The following is a 15,901-nucleotide window of genomic DNA, read 5'->3' as shown; positions in this document are numbered from 1 at the left end:
CAACAGCGCCGAGGGTCTTGGCTCTGGATCCCAGCGTCCGCTGGGATGACGGATAAAATTGCTCCAACTTCGCCCCGGCATCGCTTTTGTTGCGTGGCACCCAAGCCGTTCATCTGGTAGCCAACGCGAATGCCCCTTTCGGCCGCCGCCTCCGCCCGCGAAATCCTCACCAGCCTTCACGACGTGATGGCCGCGCGCACGTCTGCGCAAGCCAAGCTCAATTCGGTCGTCGGCATCATCGCCACCGCGATCCACAGCGAAGTCTGTTCGATCTACCTGTTGCGCGAAGGCGTGCTCGAACTGTTCGCCACGCGCGGCCTCGATCAGGCGGCGGTTCATGTCACCAAGCTTGCGCTTGGCGAGGGGCTCGTCGGCACGATCGCCGAGGATGTCGAGGTGCTCAATCTCGACGAAGCCGCGAGCCATCCCGATTTCGCCTACAAGCCCGAGACCGGCGAGGACCGGTTCCACAGCTTCGCGGGCGTGCCGATCATCCGCCGCGAGCGGTCGGTCGGCGTGCTCGCCGTCCAGCACACCGATCGCCGCAAATATGCCGATGTCGAGATCGAGGCGTTGCAGACGGTCGCGATGGTGCTCTCCGAACTGATCGCCAATGCGGGGCTCATCGACACCACCGGCGGCGGCGCGGATCGGCCGCAGTCGACCGCGGCGATGCGCATCCCGGGCCAGAAGCTGGTCGACGGGATGGGCGCGGGGTTCGCGGTGTATCACCAGCCGCGCATCCACATCGAACACACCGTCGCCGAGGATACCGATGCCGAGCGGCATCGCGTCTATGCGGCGTTCGACAAGATGCGCGAGGGCATCGACCGGATGACTCGCGAGGCGGAGTTCGGCGTCGGCGGCGAGCATGTCGAAGTGCTCCAGACCTACAAGATGTTCGCCTATGACGAGGGCTGGGCACGGCGGATCAACGAGGCGATCGATTCGGGCCTGACCGCGGAGGCTGCGATCGAGCGCGTCCAGCAGCGCACCCGCCAGCGCATGCGCCAGATCGACGATCCGCTGCTCGCCGACCGGATGCATGATCTGGAGGACCTGTCGAACCGGCTGCTCCGGATCGTCTCGGGCCAGATGGGCACCGCGGCGCAGATGGGGCTGCGCCAGGACACGATCCTGATCGCGCGCAACCTCGGACCCGCCGAGCTGCTCGAATATGACAAAAGGCGGCTGAAGGGCGTGATCCTCGAAGAGGGATCGCTCACCGCGCATGTCACGATCGTCGCGCGTGCGATGGGCGTACCCGTGCTCGGCCGCGTCCGCGACATCCGCCGGCTGGTGGCCGAAGGCGACATGCTGCTGCTCGACAGCGCCGAGAGCAACGTGTTCGCACGGCCCTCGGCGGCGATGGAGGAGGCGTTCGACGCGCGGCTGGCGATGCGGCAGAAGCGCAAGGCGGCGTTCGCGGCGTTGCGCGACGTGCCGCCGGTCACCAAGGACGGCCACCGCCTGACCGTAATGGTCAATGCCGGGCTGCGCGACGATGTCGCCGCACTCGACGTGACCGGCGCGGACGGGATCGGGCTGTTCCGCACCGAGTTCCAGTTTCTCGTCTCGTCGACGCTGCCGCAGCGCGAACGCCAGCACCGGCTGTACCGCGAAGTGCTCGACGCGGCGGGCGAGCGCCCGGTGATCTTCCGCACCGTCGATATCGGCGGCGACAAGGCGCTGCCCTATCTCAACAAGGAAGACGTCGACGAGGAGAACCCGGCGATGGGCTGGCGCGCGCTGCGCCTCGGCCTCGAACGCGACGGGTTGATGAAGGTACAGGCACGCGCGTTGCTCGAAGCTGCCGCCGGCCGGACGCTCAACGTGATGTTTCCGATGGTCAGCGAGCCATGGGAGTTCGACGAGGCGCGTGCGCTGTTCGAGGCGCAGCGTCACTGGCTGGAGGGGCGCGGACGCAAGCTGCCGCTCGCGATCCGATACGGCGCGATGCTCGAAGTGCCCGCGCTCGCCGAGATGCTCGACGTGCTGCTGCCGCGAATCGAGTTCCTGTCGATCGGCACCAACGACCTGACGCAGTTCCTGTTCGCCGCCGATCGCGCCAATCCCAAGCTCGCCGAGCGCTATGACTGGCTCAGCCCGTCGATCTTGCGCTTCATCGCGCGGCTGGTGCCGCCGACGCGCGCGGCGGGGGTCGATCTGGCGGTGTGCGGCGAGATGGGCGGGCGACCGCTCGAGGCGATGGCGTTGATCGGTCTGGGGATCGAGCGGCTGTCGATCACCCCCGCCGCGGTCGGCCCGATCAAGGCGATGACGCGCTCGCTCGATCGCGGCGCGCTCACCGCATACATGACAGCACTGCTGGCGGATCCGCCGCGCGACATGCGCGGCGCCTTGACCGCCTGGGCGACCGAAAACGGCGTCGAAATCGTCTGAGCGCCCGAAAGCTGGGGTTCTGTGCCGTGTGCGCGTTGACACGGCTAGGGCCCTCTGAAAGACGGGGGACATAACCGGCAACGTCACGCCGCCCGGCTTCGGAGACAAGAATGGACGAGGTCGAAACCGGCCAGAACGCTGCGCCCGCTGTACCAGAGCGTGCTGGCGACATTCTTCGGAACAGCCGCGAATCGCAGGGGTTGAGCGTCGCGGATATCGCTGCGCGGACTCGCGTTCCGCTACGGCATCTCGAGGCGATCGAGGCGTCGGACTATAGCGCATTGCCATCGTCCACCTATGCGGTCGGCTTCACGCGCGCTTATGCGCGCGCGGTCGGCGTCGATGAGGTCCGGATCGCGCAGATGGTCCGCGACGACGTTGCCAAGCTCGGCCGGCGCACGCCCGAATACGAACCCTATGAGATGACCGACCCGTCGCGCGTACCCTCGCGCGGGGTGGCGATCGTCGCCTTGGGGTTGGCGATCGCGGTGCTGGTACTGGTCGGCCTGTGGTACGGCACCGACATGTTCCGCGGATCGACCACGTCGTCGACCGTGGCGCCCGTCGCCGAGACCGCGCCGAACCCCGCCGCGCAGACCGCGCAACCCGTCCCCGCGCCGGCGACCCCTGCGAGCGGGCAGGTCACGCTGACCGCCTCGGACGAGGTGTGGATGCGGGTCTACGATGCCGACAACAAGACGTTGTACCTCGGCACGATGAAGCCGGGCGACAAGTTCGACGTGCCCAGGGATGCGAAGGACCCGATGATCAACATCGGTCGCGCAGACAAGCTGGCGGTGACGCTCAACGGTGCGGCCGCTCCCGCGCTCGGCACCGGCGAGCGTGCGATCAAGGACGTCCGCGTCGGTGCGCCGGCGATCGCCGCGCGGATCGCAGGCACGCCCGAGCCGCAGGCAGCACCGGCGGCTGCGACCACCGCGTCCGCCACGCCCGAGCGGTCACGCTCCAGCCGTTCGCGGCCGCAGCGTCGTCCGCTGACCGAGACGCAGCGCGCCAATCTGGATGCGGCCGCCACGCCCCGCCTGCCGCTACGGCAACGCCCGATCAGTAAGTCCGATCAGTAAGTCCGGGTCGGGGATGGACACGGGCCATCGCCGGGGTCTTAAGGCTGGCGACAGGATGGGTAGTGCAGCTATACCCGGACGATTAACCAATCCACCGGGGGGTGTGGCCCATGCGTAAGTCAATTCTGGTCGGCGTCTGCCTCGCGGCACTCGCGCCCTCTGCGATCTCCACGGGCGCGCAGGCGCAAAATGTCGAGGGCCGCGTGGGCAAGCTCGAAAGCGAAATGCGCGCGGTCCAGCGGAAGGTCTTTCCGGGTGGCGCGGGGCAGATGCTCCAGCCCGAAGTCCGCGCGCCGCAAAGCGAGCAGGGCCCAGGGCCTGGCTCGCCCGCGACGAGCGCGCTGGCCGATGTGAACCAGCGCGTCACCTCGCTCGAGCAGCAGATGACCTCGCTCACCGAGCAGATCGAGCAGAACCAGAACCGCACGCGCCAGTTGCAGGATGCGTTCGACAATTATCGGCGCTCGAACGATGCGCGCGTGAAGATGCTCGAGGCGGGCCCCGCACCGATCGCGGCGGGCGGCCCGGTCGAGTCCGACGACACGTCGAGCAGCCCAGCGCGCCCGTCGACGCGTCCGGAAACCGCGAGCCGGCCCGCTGCCGCTCCCGCCCCGACCAAGGTCTCGGTCGAGAAGCCCTCGACCGGCGATCCGGCGGAGGACGAGTATATGTATGGCTACCGGCTATGGTCGGCCAAGCAATACCCGCAGGCGGAGGCGCAGCTGAAGAAGGTCGTCGCCGAATATCCCAAGAGCAAGCGCGCCAGCTATGCGCAGAACCTGCTGGGTCGCGCCTATCTGGACGAGGGCAAGCCGAGCCTCGCATCGATGGCGTTCTACGACAATTACAAGAAGATGCCCGATGGCGAGCGCGCGCCCGACAGCCTGCTGTACCTGGGGCAGGCGCTGACCAAGCTCAACAAGCCTGCCGATGCTTGCAAGGTGTATGACGAGCTGAACGACGTCTATGGTGCGAAGATGGCGGCGGCGATGAAGGGGCAGGTTGCCGCCGGACGCGCCGCGGCGAAGTGCAAGTAAGCCAGCGCCCGATGGTCATGCGTGATTCCCTGTTCGTGACGTCGGGTCGTGCACCAGCACCACCCCGGCGGAGGCCGGGGCCCAATTGGGAAAGCCGGCATAACGGCGAGCTGCGCTCCGTCATCACCGTCCCCCAATTGGGACCCGGCCTCCGCCGGGGGGGTGGACTTTCTATTATGATGGCCAACCGCGCATGACCGAGGAAGGACGCCGTTTCGCCGCCGATTATGCGCGGCTGGCAGGCGATATCGTCAACCCTCTGCTCGCGGTATCGGGTGGCCCGGACAGCATGGCGATGCTCACGCTCGCGCACGAGGCGCTTGCTCCTGGCTTTACGGTCGCCAGCATCGACCACCGCCTTCGCCCCGAAGCGGTCGAGGAATCGGCGATGGTCGCCGCGCACTGTGCCACGCTCGGCATCCCCCACGCGACGCTGGCGCCGAGCGAGCCGATCACCGGCGCCAGTATCCAGGCGCAGGCGCGCACCACGCGCTATGCCTTGCTCACCGATCACGCACGCGCGATCGGGGCGGGGGGGCTCGTGACCGGCCACCACGCCGACGACCAGGCCGAGACATTCCTGATGCGCGCCGCGCGTGGGTCGGGGCTCGCCGGGTTGGCGGGCGTCCGCGCGCGCACCGAAGTTCACGGCGTCACGGTCATCCGCCCGCTGCTCGACTGGCGCCGCGCCGAACTCCGCGCGATCGTCCGCCGCGGCGAGGTGCCGTTCTTCGACGACCCCTCGAACCATGACGATCGCCACGACCGCACGCGCTTCCGCCGGTTGCTGGGCGACAACGAGTGGCTCGGCACGCCCAACCTCGCGCGCGCCGCGGCGGCGCTGGCCGAGACCGATACCGATGTCCGCGCGATGGTCGACTGGATCTGGGCCGACCGCGCCAAGGTCGGCGGCGGTGAGGTCAAGCTCGCGGTCGACAGGCTGCCGCGCGAAATCCTGCGCCGTCTCGCGCGTCGCGCGATCGGCACGGTGCGCGCCGAGGCGGGTATCGCCACGCCCGAATGGACCGAGGCCGCCAATATCGAAAAGCTGCTCGACTCGCTGATGGCAGGCAAGCGCACCACGCAGGCGGGGATCATCGCCAGCGTGCGCGGCAATGTCTGGCGGTTCCGCGAGGCGCCGCCGCGTCGGGCGCCTGCCTGAACCACGTAGCGGTTCGTTCACACTGATCACCACAAGTCGCGTCTTGTTCCATTGCCATTAACCTGCGCGCGCTTATCTTGTGCGCTGAAAGGTATCGTGCACCCATGAGCGACAACGACAACCGCGGTCAGAAGCCACAGGGCCCCGGAAACGGCGGCCCCGAAAATGGCGGCGGCAATCCTTGGATGAAGAGCCTGTTGATCTGGGTCGGCATCCTGCTCGCGCTGGCGCTGTTCGTGACCATGTTCGACGGCCGCACCGCGGCGTCGGGTGGCAACACGATCGCCTATTCGGCGTTCCTCGACAAGGTCGACGAGGGCACCGTCAAGGACGTCAACATCTCCCGCGACATCATCTCGGGCACGCTGTCGAGCGGCGAGAAGTTCAAATCCTATCCGATCCAGGATTCGACGCTCGTGCCGAAGCTGCGCGAGAAGGGCGTCTCGATCAGCGCGAAGCCCGAAGAGGGGCCGTCGATGCTGGCGCTGCTGCTGTATCAGTCGCTGCCGTTCCTGCTGTTCCTCGGCATCGCGTTCTTCGTGCTGAAGCAGATGCAGAAGAATTCGGGCTCGGGCGCGATGGGCTTCGGCAAGAGCCGCGCGAAGATGCTGACGCAGAAGGAAGGCAAGGTCACCTTCCAGGACGTCGCGGGCATCGATGAAGCCCGCGAGGAGCTGGAGGAGATCGTCGAGTTCCTGAAGGACCCGACCAAGTTCGCGCGTCTCGGCGGTAAGATCCCCAAGGGCGCGTTGCTGGTCGGCTCGCCCGGTACCGGCAAGACGCTGCTCGCCCGCGCGATCGCAGGCGAGGCGGGCGTGCCGTTCTTCACGATCTCGGGTTCCGATTTCGTCGAGATGTTCGTCGGCGTCGGCGCGAGCCGAGTCCGCGACATGTTCGAGCAGGCCAAGAAGTCCGCCCCGTGCATCGTCTTCATCGACGAAATCGATGCGGTCGGCCGCCATCGTGGCGCGGGTCTCGGCAACGGCAATGACGAGCGCGAGCAGACGCTGAACCAGCTGCTGGTCGAGATGGATGGCTTCGAGGCGAACGAAGGCATCATCATCATCGCCGCGACCAACCGTCCCGACGTGCTCGACCCCGCGCTGCTGCGTCCGGGCCGCTTCGATCGCCAGGTCGTCGTGCCTCGCCCGGATATCGAGGGCCGGATCAAGATCCTCGAAGTGCACATGAAGAAGGTGCCTCTCGCTCCCGACGTCGACGCCCGCGTCATCGCACGCGGTACGCCGGGCTTCTCGGGTGCCGATCTCGCCAACCTCGTCAACGAAGCGGCGCTGCATGCGGCACGCAAGGGCAAGCGTCTGGTGGCGATGGCCGAGTTCGAGGAGGCGAAGGACAAGGTCATGATGGGCGCCGAGCGTCGCTCCATGGTCATGACCGACGACGAGAAGCGGATGACCGCGTATCACGAGGCCGGCCATGCCGTCGTCGCGATGCACGAGGCCGCATCGGATCCGATCCATAAGGCGACGATCATCCCGCGTGGTCGTGCGCTGGGCATGGTCATGCGTCTGCCCGAGCGGGACAGCTACAGCTATCACCGCGACAAGATGTACGCGAATCTCGCGGTGTCGATGGGCGGCCGCGTCGCCGAGGAAGTCATCTTCGGGTACGACAAGGTTTCTTCGGGCGCGAGCGGAGACATCCAGTACGCCACCGGTCTGGCCCGCGACATGGTCACGCGCTGGGGCATGTCGGACAAGGTCGGACCGCTCGAATATGGCGAGCCGGAGGGTGAATCGTTCCTCGGCTATTCGTCGAGCCGTCCGTCGCGCATGTCGAACCAGACCGCGCAGCTGATCGACGACGAGATCAAGCGGATCGTCGAAGGTGGTCTCGACCGCGCCAAGCAGGTGCTGAGCGATCACGTCGATCAGCTCCACACGGTGGCGGGCGCGCTGCTCGAATTCGAGACGCTGACCGGCGACGAGATCAAGAAGCTGATCGCGGGCGAGGATCTCGACCGTCCGGATCCGGGTGCAAAGGCATCGAACGTCCCGCGTGCGGGCACGTCGATCCCGAAGACCCGGCGTCCCAACGGGCCGTTCGGTACGCCGACGCCGCTGGGGGCCTGATCCGGTTCACGGATTAGTCAGCTAAGCTGTTCCATGGGCGGTCTTTTCTCGGAAAGGCCGCCCATGTCGTATTCGCAGTCTAAGGCTGTAGTCGCTGCACTGCTGATCGCCGGCGTCGCGTTGCCCGCGCATGCTGCGATGACCGTCGGCACTTTCCTGTCGCGCGCCAACGCGCTCCGCGAGCAGGGGCCAATGGCGTTCATGTCGCCCGAGCTTCCGGCGCTGAAGGCGGAGGCGAAGGCCGCGACCAACCAGCTGAAGGCCGAACGCGCCGCACGCGCCGCCGCGGGCAAACCACCGATCGCTTGCGTGCCGGAAGGCGAGTCGGTCGGCATCATGGACATGCTCGACGGCCTGAACGAACTCCCCGCGAGCTATCAGAAGCGTCCGCTGAAGGATGGGTATGCGCGAGTGTTGGCGAACCTCTACCCGTGCGGGCGTGGGTGAGCCGTTCCCGGCTTTGATCTGCCGCCTTCTAAACAGTCATCGAGCCTAGACCGTCCCGGCGCCCGACTGTCATCGGTTCCCAACGGTCACCGGATCCCAACGGTCACCGAATCCCGACCGTCACGGATCCCCCACCGTCGCGGCTTCCGATCGTCACCGTCCTCGATCGTCATCTGCCGCCGTTCGTCACCGGCCCCGTTCGTTACCGATCTTCGTCCGTCCCCGGCCTCCATCGGTAACCGCCCCCCGTACGTCACCCCAGCGAAAGCTGGGGTCTCCCGTTTGGCTCGCGACGTGGCTGCAACGGGAAGATCCCAGCTTTCGCTGGGATGACGAGGGGGCGGGCTGTTCCGGTGCCCAGGATAAGCAGCGGGCAGCGGGCAGCGGGCAGCGGGCAGCCGGCGGGGGGCGGGGACAGACGTCTAACAGGACAACGACACGCTAAAGGCCGCCGGCACGCCGCGGAGGATAATCGCGCTCCCCCCGGCTTAATCGGTCAACCCGTGCAGCAGCAGCAGGACGATAAACGCGACCAGCACCGTGAATGCGAACGTCAGCAGTGCCACCGTCCGCCACGCCGCCGCGCGCTTGCGCAGTTCATACGCGCCGCGCAACTGTGCGAACATGTGGACCGGCGGGACCACCAGCGCGGCCAGCCGCAGCGTCGGATCGGGCACGCCGACGACATGCCCGACGATCAGCACGATCGTCAGCAGCATCATGAACGCGATCGAATAGGTCACGAAGATCGCGTGGTCGTACAGGAGATATCGGCGTCGCCACAGGAACAGCAGCGCCACGAATGGCACCGATAGCGGGATCAGCCCCCAGCTATATTTATACGCGCTGCTCTGGAGCTTGTAGATCATCAGGCCGGGATTGGCGTTGGCCTTGGCGATGCCGTGGTCGAGCCGCGCCCACCCCGTCTTGAACCCGAGATCGACGACCGGCTCCTGGCTGCCGCCGCGCTTGATGGTCGTGGCGATATCGAGCGCGCGCAGCGTGGTCCGCAGCGTCGCCGCGCGTTGGTCGAGTTCGGCGACAGATGGGCCCGAATAGGCCGGGTCGCGTGTCGCGGCCGCGCGTTGCGCCTCGACCACGCCCAGCGAGGTCCGCATCTTGGCGGTTTCGCGGGCATAGTCGGAGAGCTGGGTAGGGCGTTCATCGTTGACGATCGTGTCCGCAAGCTCACCGCCGACCAAGCCGATCGTCGCGAACATCAGGAAGACGGTGAACAGGAACAGCGCGAGCGGCGACACGAACCGCGCGCGCTCGCCGTTGACGTAGCGTCGCGTGAGCGTGCCGGGATGGAGGATCAGCAGCGGCAAGGTGCGCCAGATCTTGCCCTCGAAATGGAAGACGCCATGCGCGATCTCATGCCCGATCCCGCCGAGCGAGCGGTGGACGTGCGCCGACTGGCCGCAGGCTTGGCAATACGCGCCGAGCAATCGCGTCCCGCAATTGAGACAGAGCGCATCGTCCGTGCTGCCCATAGGCGGCCGATGCGGTTCGCCCGCGCCTGGTTCTACCGCGCGCCCGACCAGCGCCCCCGTGGCGATATCCGCCGCCGCCCCGATATCTCCGGTCATGCTTCCCCCCTGCAAGATCGAAAGCGTACCGAGTTCGCGGCGTTGGCGCGAGGGGCTTCGCATGCTAGCGCGCGGCCATGGACGCTGCAGCAAATCCGACCGATCTGATCGCCGACATGGGCCGCCGCGCGCGTGCCGCCGCGCTGGTGCTGGCGTCGCTGCCGACCGCGCGGAAGGCCGCCGCGCTGGCGTTGGCGGCGGAGTCTGTCCGGGCGGCGTCTACGGACATCCTGGCAGCGAACGCGGCGGACATGGCGCGTGCGACCGAGTCCGGCCTGTCCGGCGCGTTGCTCGATCGGTTGCGGTTGGACGCGGGGCGGATCGCGGCGATGGCGGATGGCGTGGCGGCCGTCGCGGCGCTCGCCGACCCGGTTGGGCAGGTCATCGACTCGCGCGAACGGCCCAACGGCCTCACGCTTTCGCGCGTTCGCGTGCCGATCGGCGTGATCGGCATCATTTACGAAAGCCGCCCCAACGTTACCGCGGACGCAGCCGCCTTGTGTGTGATGGCCGGCAATGCCGTGATCCTGCGCGGCGGGTCCGAGGCGGTGGCGAGCAACCGGGCGATCCATGCGGCGCTGGTGGCGGGACTGGCGGCGGGCGGGGTGCCCGCCGACGCGGTCCAGCTCGTGCCGACCACCGATCGTGCCGCGGTCGGCGCGATGCTGGCGGCGGACGGGGTGATCGACCTGATCATCCCCCGCGGCGGCAAGAGTCTCGTCGCGCGCGTCCAGGCCGAAGCACGCGTGCCGGTGCTCGCGCATCTCGACGGCATCAACCATGTCTATGTCGATGCGTCGGCGGACCCGGCGATGGCGGCGGCGGTCGTCGTCGATGCCAAGATGCGGCGCACGGGCGTGTGCGGTTCGATGGAGACGCTGCTGATCCACCGGGCGTATCCCGACGCCGCGGCGCTGATCCGACGTCTGGCCGATGCCGGTTGCGCGGTGCGCGGCGATCCCGCGGCGCAGGCGCTCGTGCCGGGCATCGCCTCAGCCGAAGCCGCGGACTGGGACACCGAATATCTCGACGCGATCGCCTCGGTCGCGATCGTCGACGGCCTCGACGCGGCGGTCGCGCACATCGCCCGCCACGGCTCGCATCACACCGACGCGATCATCGCCGAGGACGCCGCGGTCGCCGAGCACTTCCTGAGCGCCGTCGACAGCGCGATCGTCCTGTGGAACGCCTCCACCCAGTTCGCCGACGGCGGCGAGTTCGGGTTGGGCGCGGAGATCGGCATCGCCACCGGCCGCCTCCACGCGCGCGGCCCCGTCGCGCTCGAGGGGCTGACGACCTACAAGTGGATCGGCCGCGGCACGGGTCAGGTGCGCGGTTGATGCGCTGTGTCGATCGGCGTAGCGTGAGGCCATGAACGCGTCCGTCTCGATCACGACTCCGCTCGATCCAGCCACCTTCGCGATGGTCGAGGAGCTCGCGAAGTATCGCGGTATCACCGGCGAAGAGTTCGCAGCCGAGGCAATCCGGGAGGCGGCCGAGCATCACGCCGATATGCGCGCTTTCATCCAGGCCGGAATAGACTCCGCCGATCGCGGCGAACTGATCAGCCAGGAAGAGATGGAAACCTGGTTCGAAGAGCGTGTCGCTGCTCGACGGCAAGGATGAGCCGCACGAGTTGGGCGGCCCTTGCGCGGATCGATCTAGCGCGGATCGATGATTTCAATGCACGACACGATCACGACTACGCCGATTTGGTCGGTCGCGCTGCGATCGCCGCGGGCAATTTCCTGGCCGATTTTCCCGCTGCAGGTCCGGTCGTTGATCGCGACGAACGAAAATGGCGTGTGCCCGAAACTGACTATGTCCTGATCTATCGCATCGTTCCCCATGGCGTCGAAATCCTCCGAGCGTTTCATGCGCGGGAGAATTGGCGGAAATATCCTTGACCCACGTCGGCATTCTCGGCGGGTCGTTCAACCCCGCGCATCGCGGCCATCGCGGGATCACGCTTGCGGCGATCGACGCGCTCGCGCTCGACGAGGCGTGGTGGCTGGTGTCCCCTGGCAATCCGCTCAAGGACGCCGCGTGCGACATGGCGCCGCTGGCCGCGCGGCTTGCTTCGGCGCGGCGGATGGCGCGCCGCGCGCCGATCCGCGCGACCGATATCGAGTCGCGGCTGCACACGCGGTACACGCTCGATACGATCCGCAAGCTCAAGCGGCGCTACCCCAAGGTCCGCTTCATCTGGCTGATGGGCGCGGACAATCTTGCCGACTTTCACCGGTGGAAGAACTGGCGCCAGATCGCCCGCGAGGTTCCGATTGCGGTAATCGCGCGGCCGGGATATGACGGGCGCGCCCTCGCGGCCCCCGCGATGGGTTGGCTGCGGCGCTTCCAACGGCGCACAGACCATGCGAAGAGCTGGACGACGTGGAGATTGCCGGCCCTTGTGCTGTTGCGCTTCCGACCCGACCCGACCTCCGCAACCGGCCTTCGTGCCAAAAATCCCGACTGGGTCCAGCACGTTGCTGGTCCGGTAGTTTTACCCAGGAGCTGACTTGGCCACTTCCCCTACTGCCCCTCGCGCGACCGACCCCGAAGAGGTTGAGGCGCTGCATCGCCTGATCCTCGCGTCGCTCGACGACGACCAGGCGGTCGAGACGATCTCGATCCCGCTCGCGGGCAAGACCAGCATCGCCGATTACATGGTGATCGCCAGCGGTCGTTCGACCCGCCAGGTCGCCTCGATGGCGCAGAAGCTGGCCGAGCGGATCAAGGCCGAGTTCAAGCGCCCGGTGAAGATCGAAGGCCTGCCGACCGCCGACTGGGTGCTGATCGACGCGACCGACATCATCGTCCACCTGTTCCGCCCCGAAGTTCGCAGCTTTTACAATCTGGAGCGGATGTGGGCGTTCGGCGACGCGCCGACGCCGCCGGCGATGCCGACCTTTACCGACGAAGACTAAACCGACCCCGAGGCGGCGATGCTGCTCCACATCGTCGCCCGCGGACGGATCGGGCGGTCGCCCGAGGCGGATCTCGTCGACCGCTATCTCAAGCGGATCGTCTGGCCGACCAAGGTCAGCGAGCTCCCCGACACCGGCGGCAAGATCCCGCTCGTCGGCGAGCAGACCAAACGCATCCTGCTCGACGAGAAGGGTGAGACGCTGTCCTCGACGCAGTTCGCGCATAAGCTCGAGCGGTGGCGCGACGACGGCGTCCGCGAGGCGCGGTTCATGATCGGTGCCGCCGACGGCTTCGACGATGCCGCGCGCGACGAGGCCGACCTGCTCTTCTCGTTCGGCCGTGCGACATGGCCGCATCTGCTGGCGCGCGCGATGCTCGCCGAGCAGCTTTTCCGCGCGACCAGCATCCTTGCCAATCACCCCTATCACCGCGAAGGGTGATGCATGAGGCTAGGGGGCGTTCTCGCGATGGCGGCGCTGTTCGCGGCGGCGGGCGTCACCGCGCAGACTGACGCGCCGGAACTCGCGACCGAGCAGCAACGGCTAATAGCGACCAAGCGCGATGCCGCGATCGCCGCCGCCCGCGCCGCCAAGCTCGCCGCCGCTGCCGCCAAGGAGCGCAACGCCGCCGACAAGGCCCGCCGCGAGGAGCAGGCGCTGGCCGCGCGCGTGACCGCCGCCGAGGCCAATCTCGCGACCGCCAGTGCGCGCGTGACGCTGGTCGAGCGGCTGCTGTCCGATCAGCGCGCCAGGCTCGGCCGCGCACAAACCCCCGTCGCCCGCCTGCTGGCCGCGCTGGAGTCGCTCGCCCGCCGCCCGACGATCGCTGCCGTCGCGCAGCCCGGATCGGTCGCCGATCTGGTCCATGTTCGCGCGGTCCTCGGCAGCGCGTTGCCCATCGTCCGCCAGCGCACTGAAGCGGTCCGCGCCGAGCTCGCCGAAACGCGCCGCCTGCAGGCCAGTGCCGCGCTCGCCGCCAAGGCGCTCGCCGACGGTCGCGCGCGTCTGGAGAGCGACCGTCTTGCGCTGGCAACGCTCGAGGCCCGGCATCGCCAGCGCAGCCAGTCGCTGGGGCGCGGGGCGATCAGCGAATCCGACCGCGCGCTCGCGCTCGGCGAGCGTGCGCGCGATCTGGTCGACGGGATGACGGCCACGACCAACGCCAAGGCGACCGCCGCCAGCCTGGTCGCGCTCGCCGGCCCACTGCCGCGCCCGATCGCTCCCGGCACGACTCCCCCGCCGGCGCCGCGCGGCGTGTATCGTGCGCCGGTGGCGGGCCGGCTCCTCACCGGCTTCGACGAAATTTCGGATGCCGGCGTCCGGTCGCGCGGCCTGACCTTCGCCACCGCCCCGCGCGCGCGCGTCGTCGCGCCCGCCGCGGGGACGATCCGCTATGCCCGCCGGTTCCGCGACTATGGGGTCATCGTCATCATCGATCACGCCGACGGGTGGACCAGCCTCGTCACCGGCCTCGCCGCGACCGACGCCAAGCCCGGCGACCGCGTCGCGATGGGCGCGCCGCTCGGTACCGCCCCCCGCGAGGACCCGCGCATCACCGTCGAGCTCCGTCGCCGGGGCCGCCCCGTCGATCTCGCGTCGCTGATGGGCGCGCGCTGATCGACCACAGTGGTCCGCGTCAGCGCTCATGAACACCGACTCGCCTTTGCTCCGCGCGCGTTGCCGCCGACGCTCGGCTACGCTACGCCGTTACGACGCTAAGATACCGTCACTTCTCAGGTTGCAGGACCATCGATGCCTCGTCCTATACTGCGTACCCCGATCCTCTCCGCGACCGCCATCGTCGGCGCGCTGACGCTGATACCGCTCGCTACCTCGGCGATGGCGGCGGTCGACACCGACACCTATCGCGAATTCGATCAGTTCCTCGACGTGTTCAACCGCGTGAAGGCCGAATATGTCGACAAGGTCGATGACAAGACGCTGATCAAGGGCGCGATCCAGGGGATGCTCGCCAGCCTCGATCCGCACAGCTCGTATGTCGACGCGCTCGACTATGAAAACCTGCGCATCATGACCGAGGGCAATTACGGCGGCCTGGGCCTGACGGTGCAGATGGAGGACGGCGCGATCAAGGTCGTCGCCCCGCAGGAGGACTCCCCCGCCGCGCGCGCCGGCGTCAAGTCCGGCGACTATATCACGCATATCGACGGCAAGCTGATCTACGGCGACTCGCTCGACGAGGCGGTCGGCAAGATGCGCGGCAAGCCCGGCAGCAAGATCACGCTCGGCCTCGTCCGTCCCGGCCGCGACAAGCCGCTCGACGTGACGATGACGCGCGAGATCATCGTCCAGAAGCCGGTGAAGTGGGAAGTCCGCGGAAACGTCGGCTATATCAACATCAACACGTTCAGCGAGAATACCGGCGCGGACACGCGCGCGGCGATCATGGCGATCGACAAGTCGCTCGGCCACCGCCCGCTCGGCTATGTCGTCGACCTCCGCGAGAATGGCGGCGGCTTGCTCACCCAGGCGATCGAGGTCAGCGACGCGTTCCTCGATCACGGCGAGATCGTCTCGCAGCGCGGCCGCGAGAAGACCGATATCGAGCGCTATTACGCAAAACCCGGCGACGACGCGCACGGCCTGCCGGTCGTCGTCCTCACCGATCCCGGCACCGCCTCCGCGTCCGAGATCGTCGCCGGGGCCCTCCAGGATCATCACCGCGCGCTGATCATGGGCGAGCGCAGCTTCGGCAAGGGCTCGGTCCAGACCGTGCTCCCGCTCGGTCCCGAGACCGCGCTCCGCCTGACGACCGCACGCTACTTCACGCCGTCCGGCCGTTCGGTGCAGGAGGGCGGGATCGAGCCCGACATCAAGGTGCCGCAGCTCACCGATCCCGACTATAAGTCGCGCCCCGTGTTCCGTGAGGCGGACCTGCGCAAGCACCTGATCAACGAGGTGAAGGCCGACAACGCGGTGCTCGAGGAGGATACCAAGACCGATCCCCGCTTCGCGCAGACGCCCGAGCAGCTGAAGAAGCAGGGCATCGACGACTTCCAGCTTTATTACGCGCTGAAGACCGTCGCGCGGCTCGGCGGCGCCGCGCAGGTCGCCGCCGCGACCAAGCCGCGCCCGATCAAGCCCGATCCGACCGCACCCGACTCAGCCAAGGTCCCCGGCAAGTGAGCGTGCGTCGT

General features: G+C 67.9%; 15 protein-coding genes. 14 read left to right on the top strand and 1 reads right to left on the bottom strand.

What is annotated here, in order from left to right; translation table 11 throughout:
• The first annotated feature begins 129 nt into the window (after positions 1–129).
• The 6 genes from ptsP to ASE79_RS03590 all read left to right on the top strand — a co-directional run bounded on the left by ptsP (position 130) and on the right by ASE79_RS03590 (position 8,227).
• Positions 130–2,403, top strand: coding sequence for a phosphoenolpyruvate--protein phosphotransferase (gene ptsP / locus ASE79_RS03615; protein WP_056411816.1), 2,274 nt, complete (start codon positions 130–132; stop codon positions 2,401–2,403).
• A gap of 110 nt (positions 2,404–2,513) precedes the next feature.
• On the top strand, positions 2,514–3,488 hold the full coding sequence (locus ASE79_RS03610) for a helix-turn-helix domain-containing protein (RefSeq protein ID WP_056411812.1): 975 nt from the start codon (positions 2,514–2,516) through the stop codon (positions 3,486–3,488).
• A gap of 110 nt (positions 3,489–3,598) precedes the next feature.
• Positions 3,599–4,525 carry a tetratricopeptide repeat protein gene (locus ASE79_RS03605; protein ID WP_056411811.1) on the top strand — a complete coding sequence of 309 codons (927 nt, stop codon included), beginning with the start codon at positions 3,599–3,601 and terminating at the stop codon, positions 4,523–4,525.
• Between the two features lie 193 nt (positions 4,526–4,718).
• Positions 4,719–5,687: a tRNA lysidine(34) synthetase TilS gene (gene tilS, locus ASE79_RS03600; RefSeq protein WP_056411809.1), complete on the top strand. Its 969-nt coding sequence runs from the start codon at positions 4,719–4,721 to the stop codon at positions 5,685–5,687.
• Positions 5,688–5,791: 104 nt separating this feature from the next.
• Positions 5,792–7,780 (top strand): ATP-dependent zinc metalloprotease FtsH, encoded by a 1,989-nt coding sequence (gene ftsH / locus ASE79_RS03595; RefSeq protein ID WP_056411807.1) that lies wholly within the window; start codon positions 5,792–5,794, stop codon positions 7,778–7,780.
• Positions 7,781–7,843: 63 nt separating this feature from the next.
• A complete protein-coding gene (locus tag ASE79_RS03590; RefSeq protein ID WP_234422570.1) occupies positions 7,844–8,227 on the top strand; it encodes a hypothetical protein in 384 nt (127 codons plus the stop codon).
• A 488-nt stretch (positions 8,228–8,715) separates the two neighbouring features.
• Here the strand turns inward: ASE79_RS03590 and ASE79_RS03585 are convergent, their stop codons facing one another.
• Positions 8,716–9,816, bottom strand: coding sequence for a DUF3667 domain-containing protein (locus ASE79_RS03585; protein ID WP_056411805.1), 1,101 nt, complete (start codon positions 9,814–9,816; stop codon positions 8,716–8,718).
• A 77-nt stretch (positions 9,817–9,893) separates the two neighbouring features.
• Here ASE79_RS03585 and ASE79_RS03580 point away from each other — a divergent pair, with 77 nt between their 5' ends.
• The 8 genes from ASE79_RS03580 (at position 9,894) to ASE79_RS03545 (ending at position 15,890) form a co-directional block, all read left to right on the top strand.
• The gene (locus ASE79_RS03580; protein ID WP_056411803.1) at positions 9,894–11,156 is read left to right on the top strand and encodes a glutamate-5-semialdehyde dehydrogenase; all 1,263 of its coding nucleotides are present in this window, start codon (positions 9,894–9,896) and stop codon (positions 11,154–11,156) included.
• Between the two features lie 31 nt (positions 11,157–11,187).
• The gene (locus ASE79_RS03575; protein ID WP_056411802.1) at positions 11,188–11,442 is read left to right on the top strand and encodes a hypothetical protein; all 255 of its coding nucleotides are present in this window, start codon (positions 11,188–11,190) and stop codon (positions 11,440–11,442) included.
• Positions 11,439–11,723: a type II toxin-antitoxin system RelE/ParE family toxin gene (locus ASE79_RS20160; protein WP_082445033.1), complete on the top strand. Its 285-nt coding sequence runs from the start codon at positions 11,439–11,441 to the stop codon at positions 11,721–11,723. Before ASE79_RS03575 ends, ASE79_RS20160 begins: the two co-directional genes overlap by 4 nt.
• A complete protein-coding gene (locus ASE79_RS03565; protein ID WP_056411795.1) occupies positions 11,720–12,334 on the top strand; it encodes a nicotinate-nucleotide adenylyltransferase in 615 nt (204 codons plus the stop codon). The genes ASE79_RS20160 and ASE79_RS03565 overlap by 4 nt, the downstream gene beginning before the upstream one ends.
• A 1-nt stretch (position 12,335) precedes the next feature.
• Positions 12,336–12,743, top strand: a complete 408-nt coding sequence (gene rsfS, locus ASE79_RS03560) for a ribosome silencing factor (protein ID WP_055873704.1) — start codon at positions 12,336–12,338, stop codon at positions 12,741–12,743.
• A gap of 18 nt (positions 12,744–12,761) precedes the next feature.
• Positions 12,762–13,184, top strand: a complete 423-nt coding sequence (locus ASE79_RS03555) for a 23S rRNA (pseudouridine(1915)-N(3))-methyltransferase RlmH (protein WP_056411785.1) — start codon at positions 12,762–12,764, stop codon at positions 13,182–13,184.
• Positions 13,185–13,187: 3 nt separating this feature from the next.
• The gene (locus ASE79_RS03550) at positions 13,188–14,360 is read left to right on the top strand and encodes a murein hydrolase activator EnvC family protein (RefSeq protein ID WP_056411782.1); all 1,173 of its coding nucleotides are present in this window, start codon (positions 13,188–13,190) and stop codon (positions 14,358–14,360) included.
• 135 nt (positions 14,361–14,495) lie between these two features.
• On the top strand, positions 14,496–15,890 hold the full coding sequence (locus ASE79_RS03545; RefSeq protein ID WP_056411781.1) for a S41 family peptidase: 1,395 nt from the start codon (positions 14,496–14,498) through the stop codon (positions 15,888–15,890).
• The last annotated feature ends 11 nt before the right edge of the window (positions 15,891–15,901 follow it).

The sequence above is a fragment of the Sphingomonas sp. Leaf28 genome, assembly GCF_001421685.1.
GTDB classification, from domain to species: Bacteria; Pseudomonadota; Alphaproteobacteria; order Sphingomonadales; family Sphingomonadaceae; genus Sphingomonas; species Sphingomonas aurantiaca.
This window is presented reverse-complemented; position numbering and strand designations above follow the sequence as displayed.